General features: G+C 71.0%; 17 protein-coding genes. 11 read left to right on the forward strand and 6 right to left on the reverse strand.

The annotated features are described in order from the left end of the window. Positions 1 to 121: 121 nt before the first annotated feature. The 6 genes from OCS65_RS01005 to pknB are packed head-to-tail and all read left to right on the forward strand — an operon-like array spanning position 122 to position 8,402. Entirely contained in the window at positions 122 to 586 is a 465-nt protein-coding gene (locus OCS65_RS01005) for an FHA domain-containing protein FhaB/FipA (RefSeq protein ID WP_006942182.1), read from the forward strand. Further along, entirely contained in the window at positions 583 to 2,034 is a 1,452-nt protein-coding gene (locus OCS65_RS01010; protein WP_029546826.1) for a PP2C family protein-serine/threonine phosphatase, read from the forward strand. The genes OCS65_RS01005 and OCS65_RS01010 overlap by 4 nt, the downstream gene beginning before the upstream one ends. Beyond that, entirely contained in the window at positions 2,034 to 3,485 is a 1,452-nt protein-coding gene (locus tag OCS65_RS01015) for an FtsW/RodA/SpoVE family cell cycle protein (protein WP_029546825.1), read from the forward strand. The genes OCS65_RS01010 and OCS65_RS01015 overlap by 1 nt, the downstream gene beginning before the upstream one ends. Next, a complete protein-coding gene (locus OCS65_RS01020; RefSeq protein WP_050034268.1) occupies positions 3,482 to 4,966 on the forward strand; it encodes a peptidoglycan D,D-transpeptidase FtsI family protein in 1,485 nt (494 codons plus the stop codon). Before OCS65_RS01015 ends, OCS65_RS01020 begins: the two co-directional genes overlap by 4 nt. Positions 4,967 to 4,968: 2 nt before the next feature. Next, a complete protein-coding gene (locus OCS65_RS01025) occupies positions 4,969 to 6,492 on the forward strand; it encodes a serine/threonine-protein kinase (protein ID WP_044476249.1) in 1,524 nt (507 codons plus the stop codon). Beyond that, positions 6,489 to 8,402, forward strand: a complete 1,914-nt coding sequence (gene pknB, locus OCS65_RS01030; protein WP_006942193.1) for a Stk1 family PASTA domain-containing Ser/Thr kinase — start codon at positions 6,489 to 6,491, stop codon at positions 8,400 to 8,402. Before OCS65_RS01025 ends, pknB begins: the two co-directional genes overlap by 4 nt. Before the next feature lie 34 nt (positions 8,403 to 8,436). On the opposite strand, the gene OCS65_RS01035 is transcribed toward pknB, so the two are convergent. Together OCS65_RS01035 and OCS65_RS01040 are read right to left on the reverse strand one after the other, a co-directional pair. Then, complete coding sequence (locus OCS65_RS01035) at positions 8,437 to 9,099, reverse strand: aminodeoxychorismate/anthranilate synthase component II (protein WP_006942196.1); 663 nt, start codon at positions 9,097 to 9,099, stop codon at positions 8,437 to 8,439. Positions 9,100 to 9,119: 20 nt separating this feature from the next. Then, positions 9,120 to 9,845, reverse strand: a complete 726-nt coding sequence (locus OCS65_RS01040; RefSeq protein WP_043799077.1) for a DUF881 domain-containing protein — start codon at positions 9,843 to 9,845, stop codon at positions 9,120 to 9,122. 114 nt (positions 9,846 to 9,959) lie between these two features. On the opposite strand from OCS65_RS01040, the gene crgA reads away from it, so the two are divergent. Both crgA and OCS65_RS01050 read left to right on the forward strand, forming a co-directional pair. Then, the gene (gene crgA / locus OCS65_RS01045; RefSeq protein WP_006942200.1) at positions 9,960 to 10,223 is read left to right on the forward strand and encodes a cell division protein CrgA; all 264 of its coding nucleotides are present in this window, start codon (positions 9,960 to 9,962) and stop codon (positions 10,221 to 10,223) included. 45 nt (positions 10,224 to 10,268) lie between these two features. Then, positions 10,269 to 10,739, forward strand: coding sequence for a PH domain-containing protein (locus OCS65_RS01050; protein ID WP_263508478.1), 471 nt, complete (start codon positions 10,269 to 10,271; stop codon positions 10,737 to 10,739). On the opposite strand, the gene OCS65_RS01055 is transcribed toward OCS65_RS01050, so the two are convergent. After that, positions 10,724 to 11,650, reverse strand: coding sequence for a rhomboid family intramembrane serine protease (locus tag OCS65_RS01055; RefSeq protein WP_050034265.1), 927 nt, complete (start codon positions 11,648 to 11,650; stop codon positions 10,724 to 10,726). The genes OCS65_RS01050 and OCS65_RS01055 overlap by 16 nt on opposite strands. 19 nt (positions 11,651 to 11,669) lie before the next feature. Further along, positions 11,670 to 12,197, reverse strand: coding sequence for a peptidylprolyl isomerase (locus OCS65_RS01060; protein WP_006942206.1), 528 nt, complete (start codon positions 12,195 to 12,197; stop codon positions 11,670 to 11,672). Positions 12,198 to 12,286: 89 nt separating this feature from the next. On the opposite strand from OCS65_RS01060, the gene OCS65_RS01065 reads away from it, so the two are divergent. Then, positions 12,287 to 13,201: an alginate biosynthesis protein AlgP gene (locus OCS65_RS01065; protein ID WP_263508481.1), complete on the forward strand. Its 915-nt coding sequence runs from the start codon at positions 12,287 to 12,289 to the stop codon at positions 13,199 to 13,201. Positions 13,202 to 13,214: 13 nt separating this feature from the next. Here OCS65_RS01065 and OCS65_RS01070 read toward each other — a convergent pair whose 3' ends face one another. Further along, positions 13,215 to 13,382, reverse strand: a complete 168-nt coding sequence (locus OCS65_RS01070; protein ID WP_164528058.1) for a hypothetical protein — start codon at positions 13,380 to 13,382, stop codon at positions 13,215 to 13,217. Positions 13,383 to 13,624: 242 nt separating this feature from the next. On the opposite strand from OCS65_RS01070, the gene OCS65_RS01075 reads away from it, so the two are divergent. Then, positions 13,625 to 15,568, forward strand: a complete 1,944-nt coding sequence (locus OCS65_RS01075; protein WP_029546820.1) for an acyl-CoA dehydrogenase family protein — start codon at positions 13,625 to 13,627, stop codon at positions 15,566 to 15,568. A gap of 93 nt (positions 15,569 to 15,661) precedes the next feature. Here OCS65_RS01075 and OCS65_RS01080 read toward each other — a convergent pair whose 3' ends face one another. Beyond that, entirely contained in the window at positions 15,662 to 16,954 is a 1,293-nt protein-coding gene (locus tag OCS65_RS01080) for a lipase family protein (RefSeq protein ID WP_420833225.1), read from the reverse strand. Between the two features lie 175 nt (positions 16,955 to 17,129). Here OCS65_RS01080 and OCS65_RS01085 point away from each other — a divergent pair, with 175 nt between their 5' ends. Then, positions 17,130 to 17,810, forward strand: a complete 681-nt coding sequence (locus OCS65_RS01085; RefSeq protein ID WP_043799086.1) for a hypothetical protein — start codon at positions 17,130 to 17,132, stop codon at positions 17,808 to 17,810. Positions 17,811 to 17,817: the final 7 nt, after the last annotated feature.

The following is a 17,817-nucleotide window of genomic DNA, read 5'->3' on the forward strand; positions in this document are numbered from 1 at the left end:
CCATCCGACGCGTCGGCAACGCGCCGGACGATGCGTCTCGTCGCCCGGGGTCCGTATTGTGGGTGACCGCAGCGCACCGGACGACACCGCACCGGGCCGATACGCAGAAGGAGGGCGAGCCGTGCAGGGGCTGATTCTGCAGCTGACCCGGGCGGGGTTCCTGCTCCTGCTGTGGTTGTTCATCTGGGCGATCCTGCGCACGCTGCGGTCGGACATCTACGCCGGTGCCGCACGTCCGGTCCCGCGTTACTCGCCGCGCAACCAGTCGGTGCTGCCCTCGCTGGGCCGCGGCAAGTCCGCGAAGTTCCTGGTGGTGACCCAGGGCGCGCTTGCGGGCACCCGCATCACGCTCGGCACCCAACCCGTCTTGATCGGCCGGGCCGACGACTCGACCCTCGTCCTCACCGACGACTACGCCTCCACCCGGCACGCCCGCCTGTCGCCGCGCGGGTCGGACTGGTACGTCGAGGACCTGGGCTCGACCAACGGCACGTACCTGGACCGTGCCAAGGTCACCACCGCCGTCCGCGTACCCCTGGGCACACCTGTCCGGGTCGGGAAGACCGTGATCGAGCTCCGCCCGTGACCCTCGTACTGCGTTACGCCGCCCGCAGCGACCGCGGCTTGGTTCGTTCCAACAACGAAGATTCCGTGTACGCGGGGGCCCGCCTGCTCGCCCTCGCCGACGGAATGGGGGGCCACGCCGCCGGCGAGGTCGCCTCGCAGCTGATGATCGCGGCGCTCGCCCACCTCGACGACGACGAACCCGGCGGGGACCTGCTCGGCAAGCTCGCCGCCGCCGTGCGCGAGGGCAACGCCGCCATCGCCGATCAGGTCGAGGAGGAACCCGAACTCGACGGCATGGGCACCACGCTCACCGCCATCCTCTTCGCCGGCAGCAAGCTCGGCCTCGCCCACATCGGCGATTCGCGCGCCTACCTGCTGCGCGACGGCCAGCTCACCCAGATCACCCGCGACGACACCTTCGTGCAGTCCCTCGTCGACGAGGGCCGCATCACGCCCGAGCAGGCGCACAGCCACCCGCAGCGATCGCTGATCATGCGCGCCCTCACCGGCAGCGAGGTCGAACCGACCCTCACCGTGCGCGAGGCGCGCGCCGGCGACCGCTACCTCATCTGCTCCGACGGCCTGTCCGACGTCGTCAGCGACGAGACCATCGCCAACACCCTGAGCGAGGGCACGCAGGACGAGTGCGCCGACCGGCTCATCGAACTCGCGCTGCGCAGCGGCGGCCCCGACAACGTCACCGTCGTCGTCGCCGACGTCATCGACCTCGACTACGGCCAGAGCCACCCGATCGTCGCCGGCGCCGCGTCCGGGGACGACGAGGACACCCCGCCGCCCAACACCGCCGCGGGCCGCGCCGCCGCGATGCGTCCGCCGCGGGCCACGCCCAAGCGCGTCGTCGTGCAGAACGAACCCGAGCCCAAGCGCAAGCGCAGCCGGATGTGGTGGCCGCTCGTCGCGGTCGTGGTGCTCGGACTGCTCGTCGCCGGGGCAGCCGTGGGCCGCACGATGATCCGCAGCTACTACTACGTCGGCGACGACGACGGCCGCGTCACGGTGCTGCGCGGCGTACCCGGCAACATCCTCGGCTACTCGCTGCAGGAACAGTCCCTCGTCGGCTGCCTCGCCGACGACGGAACCTTGACCCTGACCTCCCCGCAGGAGGCCGACTGCCGCGTCATGCTGGTCGACGACCTGCAGCCGACCGCCCGCGAGCAGGTGCGGGCGGGCCTGCCCTCCGGATCCCTCGACGACGCGCGCACCCAGATGAACCGTCTCGCCGAGAACGACCTGCTCCCGGTGTGCGTCGAGGAACAGCCGGCCCCCGCACCGGCTCCGGCTCCGGCGCCCGAACCGGCGCCCGCACCGGCCCCGACGACGCCGCCGGCAGCTCCCGCGTCGGAGCCCGCACCCGCCGCGGCACCGGCCCCCGCACCGACCCCGACGCCCGAGCCGACGCCGGCGGTTCCGCAGGTGCCGGGCCAGAACTGCCGGGTGGGCGCCTGATGTCGGTGTCCCACGCACCCGGAGCTTCCTTCCCCAGTCCTCCCGGAGGTTTCGCCCCGGCTCCCGCCGTGTCCACCCGGCGGGGCACGGAGCTGCTGCTCATCGTCGCCGCCATCGCGATCACCACGGTGTCGCTGATGCTGGTCGAGGCGAGCCAGGAACAGACCGTGACCCTGGATCTGGCCAAGTACGGGCTGACGTATGCGGTGCTGTTCCTCGCCGCGCACCTGGCGGTGCGCCGGTTCGCGCCGTACGCCGACCCGCTGCTGCTGCCGATCGTCGCGCTGCTCAACGGCCTCGGACTGGTCCTGATCCACCGGCTCGACCTCGCCGACGAGGAGAACGCGCTCTACCTCGGGCAGCCGATCCCCTCCCCCGACGCCAACCAGCAGGTGCTGTGGACGGCGCTCGCCATCGCCGGCTTCGTCGCGGTGCTCGCGCTGCTGCACGACTACCGGCTCCTCGCCCGGTTCAGCTACACGCTGGGCCTGATCGGCCTCGTCGCCCTCGCGGTCCCGGCCCTGCTGCCGTCCCGCTTCTCCGAGGTCAACGGCGCCAAGATCTGGATCCGGCTGCCCGGGTTCAGCATCCAGCCCGGCGAGTTCGCCAAGATCCTGCTCATCATCTTCTTCGCCTCCGTGCTGGTGGCCAAGCGCGACCTGTTCACCACCGCCGGCAAACACGTGCTCGGCATGGACTTCCCCCGCGCCCGCGACCTGGGCCCGATCCTGGCCGCGTGGATCCTCTCGATCGGCGTCATGGTGTTCGAGAAGGACCTCGGCACGTCGCTGCTGCTGTTCAGCACGGTGCTGGTGATGCTGTACATCGCGACCGAGCGGGTGGGCTGGCTGCTCATCGGCGGTGCCCTGCTCGTCGTCGGCTTCTACTTCGCCTACCAGATGTTCGGGCACGTGCGGGTGCGGGTGGAGACCTGGCTCGACCCGCTGGCCGACTACAACAACACCGGCTACCAGATCTCGCAGTCGCTGTTCGGTCTCGCCACCGGCGGCGTCGCCGGCACCGGGCTCGGCAGCGGACGTCCCGCGCAGGTGCCGTTCGCCAAGACCGACTTCATCGTCGCCGCGATCGGTGAGGAACTCGGGCTCATCGGCCTCAGCGCCATCCTCCTCCTGTTCCTGATCCTGATCATGCGCGGAATGCGCACCGCGATCGCCGTCCGCGACAGCTTCGGCAAGCTGCTGGCCGCCGGCCTGTCGTTCACCATCGCGATCCAGTTGTTCGTCGTCGTCGGCGGCGTCACCAAGCTGATCCCCCTCACCGGGCTCACCACGCCGTTCATGTCCTACGGCGGCTCGTCGCTGCTGGCGAACTACCTCCTGCTGGCACTGCTGGTGAAGATCTCCAACGCGGCCCGCGAACCCGCCGCCCCACGCAAGAAGGCACCGCCACCGATCGCGGACGCGCCGACGGAAATGCTGGGGCGCGGATGAACGCACCGCTCCGCAAGGTCGCGATGGCGGTGATGTTCATGGTCGTCGCGCTGCTCGCAAACGCCACCTACGTGCAGGTCATCAAGGCCGACGACCTGCGCACCGACCCGCGCAACTCCCGGGTGCTCATCGACGAGTACTCACGCCAGCGCGGCCAGATCTCCGCGAGCGGACAGGTCCTGGCGGTGTCGGTCCCCACCGACAGCCGCTACAAGTACCTGCGCACCTACCCGGCCGCGCCCGAGCAGCCGATGAGCCCGCTCGCGTATGCACCCGTGACCGGGTTCTACTCGATGCAATACGGCAGCACCGGGCTCGAGCGCACCGAGGACGAGGTCCTCAACGGCTCCGACAACCGACTGTTCGGCCGGCGCTTCTTCGATCTGGTCTCCGGGCGGGACCCGCGCGGCGGGAACGTGGTCACCACCGTCGACCCGGTCATGCAGCAGGTGGCCTACGACGAGCTCACGTCCAAGGGCTACACCGGCTCGGTCGTGGCCATCGAGCCGAGCACCGGCCGCATCCTGGCAATGGTGAGCACCCCGAGCTACGACCCCAACCGGCTCTCGGGTCACGACGGCGCCGCCACCTCGCAGGCGTGGGAGGAACTCAACGCCGACCCCGACAAGCCCATGCTCAACCGCGCCATCTCGCAGACCTACCCGCCCGGCTCGACGTTCAAGGTCGTGGTGACCGCCGCGGCCCTCGCCGCGGGCACCACTCCCGACGACCAGTTCACCGCCGCGCCGAACATCACCCTCCCCGACACCGCGACCACGCTGGAGAACTACGGCGGCGCGACGTGCGGCGGCGGCCCCACCGCCACCCTGCGCGAGGCCTTCGCCCGCTCCTGCAACACCGCCTTCGTCGAGATGGGCCTGAAGACCGGCAAGGACGCCCTCGCCGAGCAGGCCGAGGCGCTGGGCGTCGGCGAGTCCGTGGACATCCCCGTCCCCGTCGCGGCGAGCACGATCGGGCCGATCCCCGACGGCGCCGCGCTCGGCCAGTCCAGCATCGGTCAGCGTGACGTCGCACTCACCCCGCTGCAGAACGCCGTGATTGCCGCCACAGTCGCCAACGGCGGCGTCCGGATGCAGCCGCATCTGGTGTCGCAGTTGCAGTCGCCGGACCTGTCGGTGCTGGCGGAGACCACGCCGGTGTCGGCAGGACAGGCGATGTCGCCGCAGGTCGCGGCCACCCTGACCGACCTGATGATCGGATCCGAGAACTTCTCCGGCGGCGAGGGGAAGATCCCGGGGGTCCAGATCGCGTCGAAGACCGGTACCGCCGAGCACGGCGACGACCCCCGTAACACTCCCCCGCACACGTGGTATATCGCCTTTGCGCCCGCCCAGCAGCCAACAGTTGCCGTGGCGGTCATCGTGGAGGACGGCGGCGACCGCGCACTCGCCGCCACGGGAGGCTCGGTTGCCGCGCCGATCGGACGTGCCGTGATCGCGGCGGGAATGCAGAGAGGCTGATTATGGCTTTGCACAGCGGCGCCATGATCGCCGACCGATACCGGCTGCAACGGCTCATCGCCACCGGCGGCATGGGACAGGTGTGGGAGGGGCTCGACACCCGTCTCGACCGCCGGGTGGCGGTGAAGGTCCTCAAGGCCGAGCTCTCCGGCGACGCGGACTTCCTGACCCGTTTCCGGTTCGAGGCGCGCACCACCGCGCAGCTCAACCACCCCGGCATCGCCGGCGTGTTCGACTACGGCGAGACCACCGACGCCGAGGGCCAGTCCATCGCGTACCTCGTGATGGAACTCGTGCACGGCGAGCCCCTCAACGCCGTCCTCGCCCGGGTGGGCCGGCTGTCGCTGCCGCACACCCTGGACATGCTCGAGCAGACCGGGCGGGCGCTGCAGGCTGCCCACGACGCCGGGGTCGTGCACCGCGACGTCAAACCCGGCAACATCCTCATCACCCCCACCGGCCAGGTGAAGATCACCGACTTCGGCATCGCCAAGGCCGTCGACGCGTCGCCGGTGACGCGCACCGGCATGGTCATGGGCACCGCTCAGTACATCGCGCCCGAGCAGGCTCTCGGCCAGGAGGCGACGTCGGCGAGCGACGTGTACTCGCTCGGCGTCGTCGGGTACGAGGCCCTTGCCGGCCGGCGACCGTTCCTCGGCGACAGCGTCGTCACCGTCGCGATGAAGCACGTGCAGGAGACGCCCGCGCCGCTGCCCACCGACCTGCCGGCGGGGGTGCGTGAACTCATCGAGATCGCCATGACGAAGGATCCGGCGTACCGGTACACCAGCGGCGGCGAGTTCGCCGACGCCGTCTCCGCGGTGCGCGCCGGGCGGCCGGTGCCACCGCCGGGCAACGTGCCGCCGGTCACCGGTGCCACGCGGATCCTGCCGCCCGGGGTGCCGGGCACCACCGCGCCCACCGCCGCGACCCGCGCGCTCGGTCCGACCCCGCCTCCGCCGTCGCGGCCGTACTACGCCCCGACGTACGCGAACGGCGGCGACCAGCCGCCCACCGGACCCACCCCGTCCGGCGACAAGCGCTCCCCCAGCCCGAAGACCCTCGCCTGGGCGGCCGGGGCGGCGGTGGCCCTGGCGCTCGTCGCGTTGGCGCTGGTGCTGCTGGGCGGCGACAATTCGGGTGACGCGGGCCCCGCGCGGTCCACGACGACCACGCAGGCCCCGACGACCACCACCCGCGCGACGACGACCACGCGGCCGCCGCGGACCACCACCACGACGGAGGAACCGACCACCACGGCTCCTCCCACCACGACGCAGGCGCCCACCACGACCCCCGAGCCGACGACGACCACCCCGCCGCCGCCGACGACGACGGAGGCGCCGACGACCACCGCGCCGCCGACCACGACGACGGCCACGACGACCACAGCCGCCACCACGACGACGGCCGAGACGACCACCACCACGGTCTCGTTGCCGGATGGCGGCGACGGCGGTCTCGAACCCGGAGCCATAGACAACCCGTTCACCCCGATCGAGCCAGTCACCCGAGGACAGTCATGACCACACCCCGCAAGCTCTCTTCCCGCTACGAGTTGGGTGAGATCCTCGGCTTCGGTGGCATGTCGGAGGTGCACCTGGCCCGGGATCTGCGGCTCGACCGCGACGTGGCGATCAAGGTGCTGCGCGCCGACCTCGCCCGCGACCCCACGTTCTATCTCCGGTTCCGCCGCGAAGCCCAGAACGCGGCCGCGCTGAACCATCCGGCGATCGTCGCCGTGTACGACACCGGCGAGGCGGAGACCGAGGCCGGCCCGCTGCCGTACATCGTCATGGAGTACGTCGAGGGCGATACGCTGCGCGACATCGTGCGCTCCCAGGGGCCGATGACCCCGAAGCGGGCCATGGAGGTCGTGGCCGACGTGTGCGCCGCCCTGGACTTCAGCCACCGCAACATGATCGTCCACCGCGACGTCAAGCCCGCGAACGTCATGATCACCCGTTCCGGCGCGGTCAAGGTGATGGACTTCGGCATCGCCCGGGCCATCTCCGACGCCGCGAGCCCGATGACGCAGACGGCCGCGGTGATCGGCACCGCCCAGTACCTGTCGCCGGAGCAGGCCCGCGGCGAGCAGGTCGACGCCCGCTCCGACGTGTACTCGGTCGGCTGTGTGCTGTTCGAGATCCTCACCGGCAAGCCGCCGTTCCAGGGCGACTCCCCGGTGGCCGTCGCGTACCAGCATGTCCGGGAGGATCCGCCGCTGCCCTCGTCGGTGAACTCCGCCGTCCCGCCGGAGCTGGACTCGGTGATCCTCAAGGCGATGGCGAAGAACCCCGCGAACCGCTACCAGAGCGCCGCCGAGATGCGCAGCGACCTGATCCGCGTGCTCAGCGGCCAGAAGCCCAGCGCGCCGATGGTGATGACCGACGAGGACCGCACCACCATCCTCGGGGCCGTCGACGGCGCCGGGACACCGCGCAACGGCGCGGACCGCGGGGCCGCCGGAGTCGTCGCGGGTGGGACCGCGGCCGCGCCGCAACGTTCCCGGGCACTGCGCAACACGCTGCTGGGCCTGGCCGCGGTCGTGATCGTCGGCATCGTCGGCGTGTTCCTGTGGACCTCGGGCCCCGGCTCGAGCGCCGCGCAGATCCCCGTCCCCGACGTACGCAACCTCGCCGCGGAGATCGCGGAGAGCAGGCTCCAGGATGCCGGGTTCGAGGTGTCGGTGCAGATGAAGCCCGACGCGGTGGTCGCCAGCGGCAACGTCGTCAACACCCGGCCGGTCGCCGGGGTCCAGGCCGAGGAGGGCAGCACCGTCACCCTCGAGGTCTCGAGCGGGCCCGAACAGGTGCAGATCCCGCGGCTCGCGGGCATGAACCAGCAGGAGGCGCTGCAGACCCTGGCCGAGGCCGGGCTGCGGCTCGATCCGAATGTGGCGCGGGCGCCGTCGTCGGCGGCCGAACGCGACACCGTCGTCGACCAGAGTCCCGCCGCGGGAGCGGACGCCGACCGCGACAGCGCGGTGAGCGTGACGCTCGGCAGCGGCCCCGAGCAGATCCGCGTGCCCAACGTCGTGGGTCAGGCCACCGAGGTGGCGCGCGACAACATCGAGGCCGCGGGCTTCACCGTCGTGGTCGACGAGATCGACTCCAGCCAGCCGGCCGGGACGGTCGTGTCGAGCAGCCCGGCGGGCGGAACCAGCGCCACGAAGGGCGACACGGTCACCATCCAGGTGTCCAACGGGAACCGCATCGAGATGCCGGCGTTGACGAACAGGACGGTGTCCGAGGCGCTGACGGCGCTGCGGGCGGCCGGCTGGACGGGTTCGCCGGCGCAGCTCGTGCAGAACCGTGAGGCCACCCTCGACCCGGAGCTCGTGGGCAAGGTCATCGCCCAGCAGCAGCCCCCGGGGTCGGAGATCTCCAACTCGGAGACCATCACCGTGGGCGTGGGCGTGCTGGGTATCCGCTGAGCTGCGCTCGGATATGGTCCGCGGAGCGGACGGCTCAGGCGGCGCCGCCCGCGAGCGCCTTCGCCATCTCCGCCTCCAGCCGGGCCACCAGCTGCTCGTCCGGCGCCTCGCCGCACACGGCCAGCCAGTTCGCCAGCATCCGGTGACCGCCCTGGGTGAGGACCGACTCGGGGTGGAACTGGACGCCGTGGATCGGCAGCTCGCGATGCCGCAGGGCCATGACGATGCCGCTCTCGGTGTATCCGGTCGGCACGAGCTCGTCGGGCATCGTCTGCGGCAGCACCGTGAGCGAGTGGTAGCGCGTCGCGGTGAACGGATCCGGCAGGCCGGCCAGCACACCGGTGCCGTCGTGCCACACCGAGCTGGTCTTGCCGTGCAGCAGCTCCGGGGCACGGTCGACCGTCGCGCCGAAGGCGGCACCGATCGCCTGATGGCCCAGGCAGACGCCGAGCAGCGGTGTGCTCGCGGCGGCGCAGGCACGCACGAGGTCCATGCTGGCGCCGGCCCGCTGCGGGGTGCCCGGACCGGGGCTGAGGAGGATCCCGTCGAACTCGGCCGCGATCCGGTCCGCGGCGCCGGGGCCGGTGAGCCGCTCGTCGTCGTTGCGCCACACCTCGGCGCGGGTACCGAGCTGCCCCAGGTACTGCACGAGATTGAAGACGAAGCTGTCGTAGTTGTCGACGACGAGGATGCGCATGCGGAAAGGGTACCGACCCGTCAGCGCAGCGTCGTTCCGCCCGTGTAGGCGGGTACCGACAGGGCATCCGACGCCTGCTGCGTGTAGCCCAGCCCGTAGCGGGCCGCGTACTGCCTGTACACGCGGATGCCCGGCTCGGCGGCCAGCGCCGCCTCGAGCCGGGCGGGGTCGCCCAGCGCGGTGATCACGTAGGGCGGGGAGTAGGTGCGGCCGTGCAGCAGCAGGGTGTTGCCGATGCAGCGCGGCGCCGACGTCGCGACGATCCGCTGATCCTGCATGGCGATCGCCTCCGCCCCGCCGGCCCACATCGCGTTGAGCACGCTCTGCACGTCCTGCTGGTGCACCACGAGATCGTCGGGCGACGCGTCCGCCGGATACCGGCCGTCGGCGCCGCGCGGGGCATCGGTGAGGCTGACGGTGACGCCCGGGCCACGCCGTGCGGTCAGCCCGGCGGGGTCCTCGAGGGCGGCGGTGTCGGCGAGCACCGCAGCGACGTCGTCGTCGGTGGCCGCGGCCTGCGCCTGCAGCTCGGCGACGCGTCCCGCGAGGTCGTCGCGGGTGGCGGCGAGCTCGTCGGCCTTGGCCTGCGCCGCCCGCACGAGATCGGACAGCCGCGCGGAGTCGCTCACGCGCAGTTCCGCGCCGTCGGAGACCCCGCGGGTGGTGCCGAGCAGCAACCCGGCGAGCAGACACACGGCCAGCGCGGCGGCAGTCCACCCGAGCGCGCGGGCCCGGCCGTCCGACACGTGGACCCTCCGTTCCGGATTCTGCGTTAGCGTGTACTCACACTGGCAGTACACATCAGGTAGCTGCCCAACCTACCTGTCCGCCCCGCGCGGTACCGCACGAACGAGGACGTCATGCCCAAGTCGAAGGTCCGGAAGAAGACCGACTACACGATCAACCCGGTGAGCCGAACCCCCGTGAAGGTGAAGGCGGGCCCGTCGAGCACCTGGTACGTCGCGCTGATGCTCGGCTTCATGCTCGTCGGCCTGGCCTGGCTGGTGGTGTACTACCTCGCGGCCGAGCAGATCTCGTGGATGAACGACCTCGGTGCGTACAACTTCCTCATCGGCTTCGGGTTCATGATCGTCGGCCTGATCATGACCATGAGATGGCGGTGAGGTTACAGGGATGTAGTTCATCCCCACCTGTGGACAAACCTGTGGATGAACTGGGGAAAGCTCCCCGTGGCGGCTGAATCGCTCCGCTGGTCCACACCCCCGCTCGCGATCGCCGCGCTCACGGCGGGCGGCATCGTGCTCGCCGTCGCCGCGGCGACGACGGCCGATGCCGCCGGTCGCACGCTCGTCGGGCTCGCGGCCGTGGTGGCGTTCGCGGTCGCGGCCCTCGCGGTCCGTCAGCGTCCGCGGCTCGAGGTGCTTCCGGACGGCGCCGGGCTGGCCGTCACCCGTCTGTCGGGACGACGCGAGCTGCCCCGCGCGGCCCTGATGCGGGTGCGGATCGTCGCGTATCCGCGGCTCGGCCGTCGCGTGCCGATGCTGGAGATCGACGTGCGCGATCCCCGCGGCGACGAGCAGCTGCTGATCTTCGGGCGCTGGGACCTGGGCACCGACCCCCGCACGGTGTACGACGCGCTCGCGGTGCGGGGGCTGGCGCCGGATCAGACGCCGAGCTGAGCCCGCAGGCGCAGGACCGCCAGCACGAGGACCAGCACGGTGACCACCGTGACGGCTGCCAGCGCGAGCCAGCCCGTCCGGACGAAGCGGGCACGGTCGTCGCCCGCGCCCAGCGCCCGCGGCGCGAACAACAGCGCCGCCGTCGCCGCCGCACCCGCGGCCAGGCCGCCGAGGTGTCCCCACAGGGAGATGCCCGGGATGGTGATGCTGATGAGGACGTTGAGGACGACGATCATCAGCACCGGCGCGGGGCTGCGCCGCAGCCGCATCAGGATCACCGCCTGCGCGCCCAGCAGGCCGAACACGGCGCCGGAGGCACCGGCGGTCACGGCGTCGGTCTGGAGCAGCATCACCGCGGCGGATCCGCCGAGGATGGACACCAGGTATACGGCCAGGTACCGGAGCCGGCCGAGGACGAGTTCGGTGTCACGCCCGATCACGTACAGCGCGAACATGTTGACCGCGAGGTGCAGCACACCGAAGTGCAGGAACCCGCTGCCGAGCACGCGGATGTACTCGTCGCGCACCGCGATCATCGGCGGCCACAGCGCCCACTCGAAGAACAGGCTCGACGAGCGCTCGTTGTTCATCACGCTGCCGGACTGGGCGGCGGTGATCGCGAAGATCGCGGTGTTCAGCGCGATCAGGATGTAGGTCACGAGGGGGGTGTTCGTCTGCGCCCGCATGGGCGCCCCCGCGACGGTGCGGGCCTGCGGGACATCGCGCTGGGCGGCCGCGACGCAGTCGACGCACTGCTGACCCACTGCGGCGGGCCGCAGGCAGTCGGGGCAGGCCGGTCGCCCGCATCGGCTGCACGAGAGCAGGGTCGGGCGATCGGGATGCCGGACGCACCGCGGCTGGGGCGGGTGGCCGCCCCCGCCGGCCGCGTGGCCCCAGCCGGGGTTCGTCATATCGGTCTCTTCCGGAGATTCAGGAGATGGTGATGCTCTCGATGACGACGGGCTCGACCGGGCGGTCCGCGCGGTCCGTCGCCGTCGTGGCGATCGCGTCGACGACCTTCTTCGACGCCTCGTCGGCGACCTCACCGAAGATGGTGTGGCGTCGGTTCAGGTGGGGGGTCGGCCCGACGGTGATGAAGAACTGCGAACCGTTGGTGCCCGGGCCGGCGTTGGCCATGGCCAGCAGGTAGCTGCGGTCGAACTGCAGCTCGGGGTGGAACTCGTCGGCGAACTGGTAGCCCGGGCCGCCACGACCGGTGCCGGTCGGGTCGCCGCCCTGGATCATGAAGCCGTCGATGACGCGGTGGAAAACCGCACCGTCGTAGAACGGGCCACTGGTCTCCCCCTTGGCGTTCTGGGTCTTGTACTCCTTGGTGCCGTTCGCGAGGCCGACGAAGTTCTCGACCGTCTTCGGAGCGTGGTTGCCGAAGAGCGAGATCACGATGTCGCCGCGGTTGGTGTGCAGAGTCGCGGTTGCGGTCTTTTGAGGTGAAGTCACCCCTCCATCGTGCCATCCGGGTCTGCGACACCGGGGCGGTCCGTCTCGCGAACCCCGGCCGCGGGGATCCGCTGTGCAAAAGTGGGTACATGACGAGTGTGAGCGAGTCCAGAACCAAGATCGGGTCCGGCGCCGGCAGCGAACTCGTGCGCCCCCCGAAGAAGTCCGAGGGCGCCGGTGGCTACCTGAAGCTCGCAGGGCAGGGCGCTACGGCCCTCGCGCGGGGGCCGCTCTTCACCGGCCTGCTGGTCGCCCGCAAGGGTCTCGACCTCGCCCGGAACATGGCCGGAAGCCGGGAGTGCCGCCGCGCGCGAGCCGCGGCGACGATCGAGGCAGCACCCCGCGGGCGGGGCCGCAGGATCCTGGTGACGGTCGGCGCGCTCGGCGTCGTCGCCGCCGGCGGAGTGGTGTTCTACCGCAGCCGTCTCGGGGATCATCCGCCGGTCGCGCCGGAGCCGCCGCGGATCGAGCCGGTCACCCCCGAGCCCGGGCCGGTCGCGACACCGGAGGCTGCCACACCGAAGCCGGAGGCTGCCGCCCCGAAGCCGGAGGCTGCCGCACCGAAGCCGGAGGCTGCCGCCCCGAAGCCGGAGGCTGCCGCACCGAAGCCGGAGGCTGCCGCACCCGAGGCGAAGCCCGGGCCGGCCGCGACGCCCGAGGCCGTGGCCCCGAAGCCCGAATCGGCCGCGACGAGGAAGGCCGCACCTCGGCCCGAGGGCGGGACGGCTGCCCCCGCGGTGCCCGCGCCGACGCCGAAGGCGACCCCGACGGCAGCCGCGACGCCGAAGGCCGAGCCCACCACCGCCACGAAGGGGACGGCCGAGCCCACCACCGTCCCGAAGGGGACTGCCGAGGCGCCCCCGACCGGAAAGCACGCGGCCAAGGAGGGAACGGCTCCGAAGCCGGCCGCCGAGCCGAAGAGCGAGGCCGCCGGCAGCAAGGGAACCACGGCGAAGCCGAAGCCGTCGGCCGGTCCCGCAGGGGGCCCGAAGAAGCAGGACTGAGTTCCGCCCGGGGTCACGGGACGGAATCGGATCCCGGGCAGGTCGCGTCGATCGCGGCCTGCCCTTCCTTCTGCAGTTGTCGTTCGGTGACGCGCACTTCCAGGTCGACGATCCGGCCGGCCACGACATAGATCAGGACGGTCAACAGCAGCACAACAGGTACGGACGCGAGGAATTCCATGTCGGCCTCCAGCGGTGGTCCGCGCGAGCGGGAAGGTGGAGGTGCTCGGGTACGTCGTCGATGACATGTCCAGCCTACGGACACGGGCGGGGGCTCTGTCGCGACGGCAGCCCCGTCGGACCGTGATCCGCCCCACCCCCGCGCCGTCGGTTACTCATGGGTACCGATCCGCCGAATCGCGTGATGTGCATCACAGAACAGGTGGATACTCGCCGGTAGCAGTCCTATCGGGGAGGCATCACATGGCACAACAGGTACACGCCAGCGAGGAACAGTCGCGCGCGCTCGCAGAGGAGTCCCGCGAGACCACCTGGCACAAGCCGTCGTTCGCAAAGGAGTTGTTTCTCGGACGTCTGACCCTCGACCTCATCCATCCGTTCCCGCGGCCCACCCCCGACGAGGAGGCCCGTACCGAAGGGTTCCTGGCAGAGCTTCGCCGCTTCTGCGAGGGTGTGGACGGCAGCCGCATCGAGCGCGAGGCCCGGATCCCCGACGAATACGTCGCCGGATTGGCCGAGCTCGGCTGCTTCGGCATGAAGATCTCCCAGGAGTACGGCGGCCTGGGACTGTCGCAGGTGGCCTACAACCGCGCGCTGATGCTCGTGGCCAGCGCCCACCCGAGCCTGGGCGTTCTGTTGTCGGCGCATCAATCCATCGGAGTGCCCGAACCCCTGAAGCTGGCCGGGACACCCGAACAGAAACGCGCTTTCCTCCCGCGGTGTGCGCGAGGGGCGATCTCGGCCTTCCTGCTGACCGAACCCGACGTGGGTTCCGATCCCGCCCGTCTCGCCTCGACGGCGGTGCCGGTGGAGAACGGCGACGCGTACGAACTCGACGGCCTGAAGCTGTGGACCACCAACGGAGTGGTCGCCGAACTGCTGGTGGTGATGGCGCGGGTGCCGCGCAGCGAGGGCCACCGCGGTGGCATCTCGGCGTTCGTCGTCGAGGCGAACACCCCGGGCATCACCGTCGAACGCCGCAATTCGTTCCTGGGATTGAAGGGGATCGAGAACGGCCTCACCCGGCTGTACAAGGTGCGGGTGCCGAAGGAGAACCTCATCGGCCGCGAGGGCGACGGCCTGAAGATCGCCCTGACCACCCTCAACGCCGGCCGGCTCGCGATCCCGTCGATGTGCGCCGGTGCGGGCAAGTGGGCGCTCAAGATCGCCCGGGAATGGTCCGGCACCCGCGTCCAGTGGGGTCGGCCGGTGGGCCGGCACGATGCGATCGCCGGCAAGATCGGATACATCGCCGCCACCACGTTCGCCCTCGAGGCCGTGGTGGAACTGACCGGCCAGATGTGCGACGAGGACCGCAACGACATCCGCATCGAGGCGGCCCTGGCCAAGCTGTGGTCCAGCGAGGTGGCCTGCGAGATCGCCGACGAGTTGATGCAGATCCGAGGGGGACGCGGCTACGAGACGGCGGCGTCGCTCGCGGCCCGGGGTGAGCGGATGGTGCCCGCCGAGCAGCTCCTGCGGGACCTGCGGATCAACCGGATCTTCGAGGGCTCGAGCGAGATCATGCGGCTCTTCGTCGCCCGCGAAGCCGTCGACGCCCACCTGCGGGTGGCGGGTGAGCTGGCGGATCCGAAAGCCACTCTGGACACGAAGGCCCGGGCCGCCGCCAAGGCGAGCGGCTTCTACGCCAAGTGGCTGCCCCAGTTGGTGGCGGGCAGGGGCCAGCTACCCACCTCGTACGGCGAATTCGGTCCCCTGGCACACCATCTGCGCTACGTGGAGCGGTGTTCACGCAAGCTCGCTCGGTCCACGTTCTACGGCATGGCCCGGTGGCAGGGCGGTCTGGAGAGGCGGCAGAATTTCCTGGGGCGGCTCGTCGATATCGGCGCGGAGCTGTTCGCCATGTCGGCGAGTTGCGTGCGGGCGCAGATGTACCACACCGACGGCCACCCCGATACGGACGCGGCCTACGAACTCGCCGACGTCTTCTGCCTCCAGGCGAAGCTCCGCGTGGACTCGCTGTTCGCCGCGTTGTGGACGCACACCGACGATGCCGACCGGCAGCTCACGGCCGACGTCCTCGACGGGCGCTACACCTGGCTGGAGAAGGGCGTGATCGATCCCAGCGAGGGTACGGGCCCGTGGATCGCCGAATGGTCGCCCGGGCCGTCGGTGGAGCAGAACCTCGCCCGCAGATTCCTCGGCGCCGACCATCCGGTGGTGTGAACGGGCCGCCGGCCGCGCGGGCTCCGGTCAGCCGCGACAGCAATCGCTGTCGCGGCTGACCGCCCCTTGCGGCGGATCCAACGCCGTGGTGGGTCAGAAGGCGCCGCAGTTGGACGGGGCGGGCCGATTCGCGAACCGGTCGTTCAGGTAGGCGACCGCCTCGGGCATCCCCGCGACCAGAGGAAGCGCGTGATTGACGGCCAGGCCCGGCAGGACGGGCGGGGTGGTGTTCGGGGAGAACTGGACGGTGGCGCCGAGGGCGCACCAGTCCGCCGCGAGCTGGCGACCCTGTCCGTAGGGCACGATGTCGTCCATCGTCCCGTGCTGCACGAGTACCGGCACCGACGGCTGCAGACGTCCGATCCGCTGCGCGGCGATGGCTTCCTTCGCCTCCGGCAACCGATCGACGACCACGCTCAGCGGTTCACCCGTGCGGGTGTAGTCGCTCGTGCGCTGGAAGCCGTAACGGAAGATCGTCTCCGGCGCGCACTGGTTCGCCACCGAATGCAGCATCTCGCGTCCACGGTCGTTGACCTCGGCGTCGACGAGATCCCGGAGCTCGGGGTAGGCCTCGCCGAGGCCGTTGATCGTGTAGCCGATCACGCCGGTGAGCGCCGTTCCGTCGACCTGGCTGAGCGTGGCCTCGAGGTCCGCGGGCGGCGCGCCGGCATAGGCCCCCACGACGTTCAGCTCGGGCGCGTAGGTCGGCTGCAGTTCTGCGGCCGCAGCCACGGCACCGCCGCCCTGGGAGTACCCCCACAGGCCGACAGGACCGTCGGGGGTGATGGACGTGGCGGGCAGGCTCTGCGCCGCCCGGACCGCATCCAGCACCGCGTGCGCCTCGGCGAGCCGGTTGACGTACGTGTGGTGCCCCGGTGTGCCGAGCCCGTCGTAGTCGGTGACGACGACGGCGATGCCCTGCAGCAGCATGGTGTTGATCGAGAGCAGTTCGTACTCGGTGAACAGGTCGAGCGGCGGGGTGTAGGACACGAGCGAGTTCAGCTGCTTGGACGGTGCACACTGGTCGCCCTGGCCCTGGGTGCCCGGCGCGATGGCGACGAGCGGTCGCGGCCCCGGCCCGTTCCACGGCAGCGACGGCTCGAGGTAGGTGCCGCCGACGGCGCTGGGTTCGCCGGTGGCGTCGAGGCTGCGGTACAGCAGCCGGGTGCCCTGCGCGGGGAACACGCCCTGCGGCGACGGGACGCGAATGGAGAGGTCGGACGGCCCGCTGCGGAGGACGTCGCCGGAGGCTCCGAGCAGGTCGAGCGGAGGATCGTAGAAGTTCGCATCCGCGCTCGCCGTCGCCGGCGTGGCAAGCATCGCTCCTGTCAGTGCCGCGGCCGTCGCCGCAGCGCCGATCCACCGTCTTGTGATCCCCATCCCCATCCCCATGGTCCCTTCACAGGTAGCTGTCCGTGTGTCGGACGACACAAGCGGTACGCACTGTAACACCTAACTTACCGGCGCGTAAGTACGTGATCCGGGGGCTCGTGAACCCCGATTCGCACCGCGGTCCGTCGTTCGCCCCCGGGCATCGCCGCTGGTCGGGGACAATCCGGTCATGACCGGGGAGCGCAGCGAACCGCAACTGCACCGACTGACCACACCGCACACCGCCGCCGTCGTCGGGATCGTGTTCGCCGTCCTGTTCGCGACGAGCATCGTCCTGATCCGTCAGGCGATCCCCGCCGATCCCTTCGGCAGCACCGAGTGGCTGGACGCCGGCCGCTCACGGCTCACCGTGGCGCTGACGCTGGCCCAGTTCGCCTGTATCGCGTTCCTGTGGTTCATCGGTGCGCTCCGGCACCGGCTGGGAGACCTCGAGGACCAGTTCTTCTCGACGGTCTTCGTCGGTAGCGGCCTGTTGTTCCTGGCGCTGATCCTCGTCACGATGGCCAGCGCCGGCGGGCTGCTCCTGGCGGACCGGGCGGAGGCGGTGCCCGCCCAGGAATCCGCCGCCTTCGCGCACGCGCTGATCCTGCAGATCAGCAACGTCTATTCGATCCGCATGGCCGCGGTCTTCATGATCTCGCTGGCCACCATCTGGCTGCGCACCGGACTCATGCCCCGATGGCTGGTCCTACCCACGTACCTGCTCGCCCTGGTCCTGCTGTTCGCGGTGACCGAGGCGCTGTGGCTCACGCTCGTCTTCCCGGCGTGGGTGATCGTGATCAGCGTGTTCCTGCTGACCCACGCCCGGCAGGCGTTCCCGCCCCGGCGGGCGTTCCGGCCGAGAACCTGACGGTGCC

The organism is Rhodococcus aetherivorans (assembly GCF_025722975.1).
In the GTDB taxonomy this organism is placed as follows: Bacteria; Actinomycetota; Actinomycetes; order Mycobacteriales; family Mycobacteriaceae; genus Rhodococcus; species Rhodococcus aetherivorans.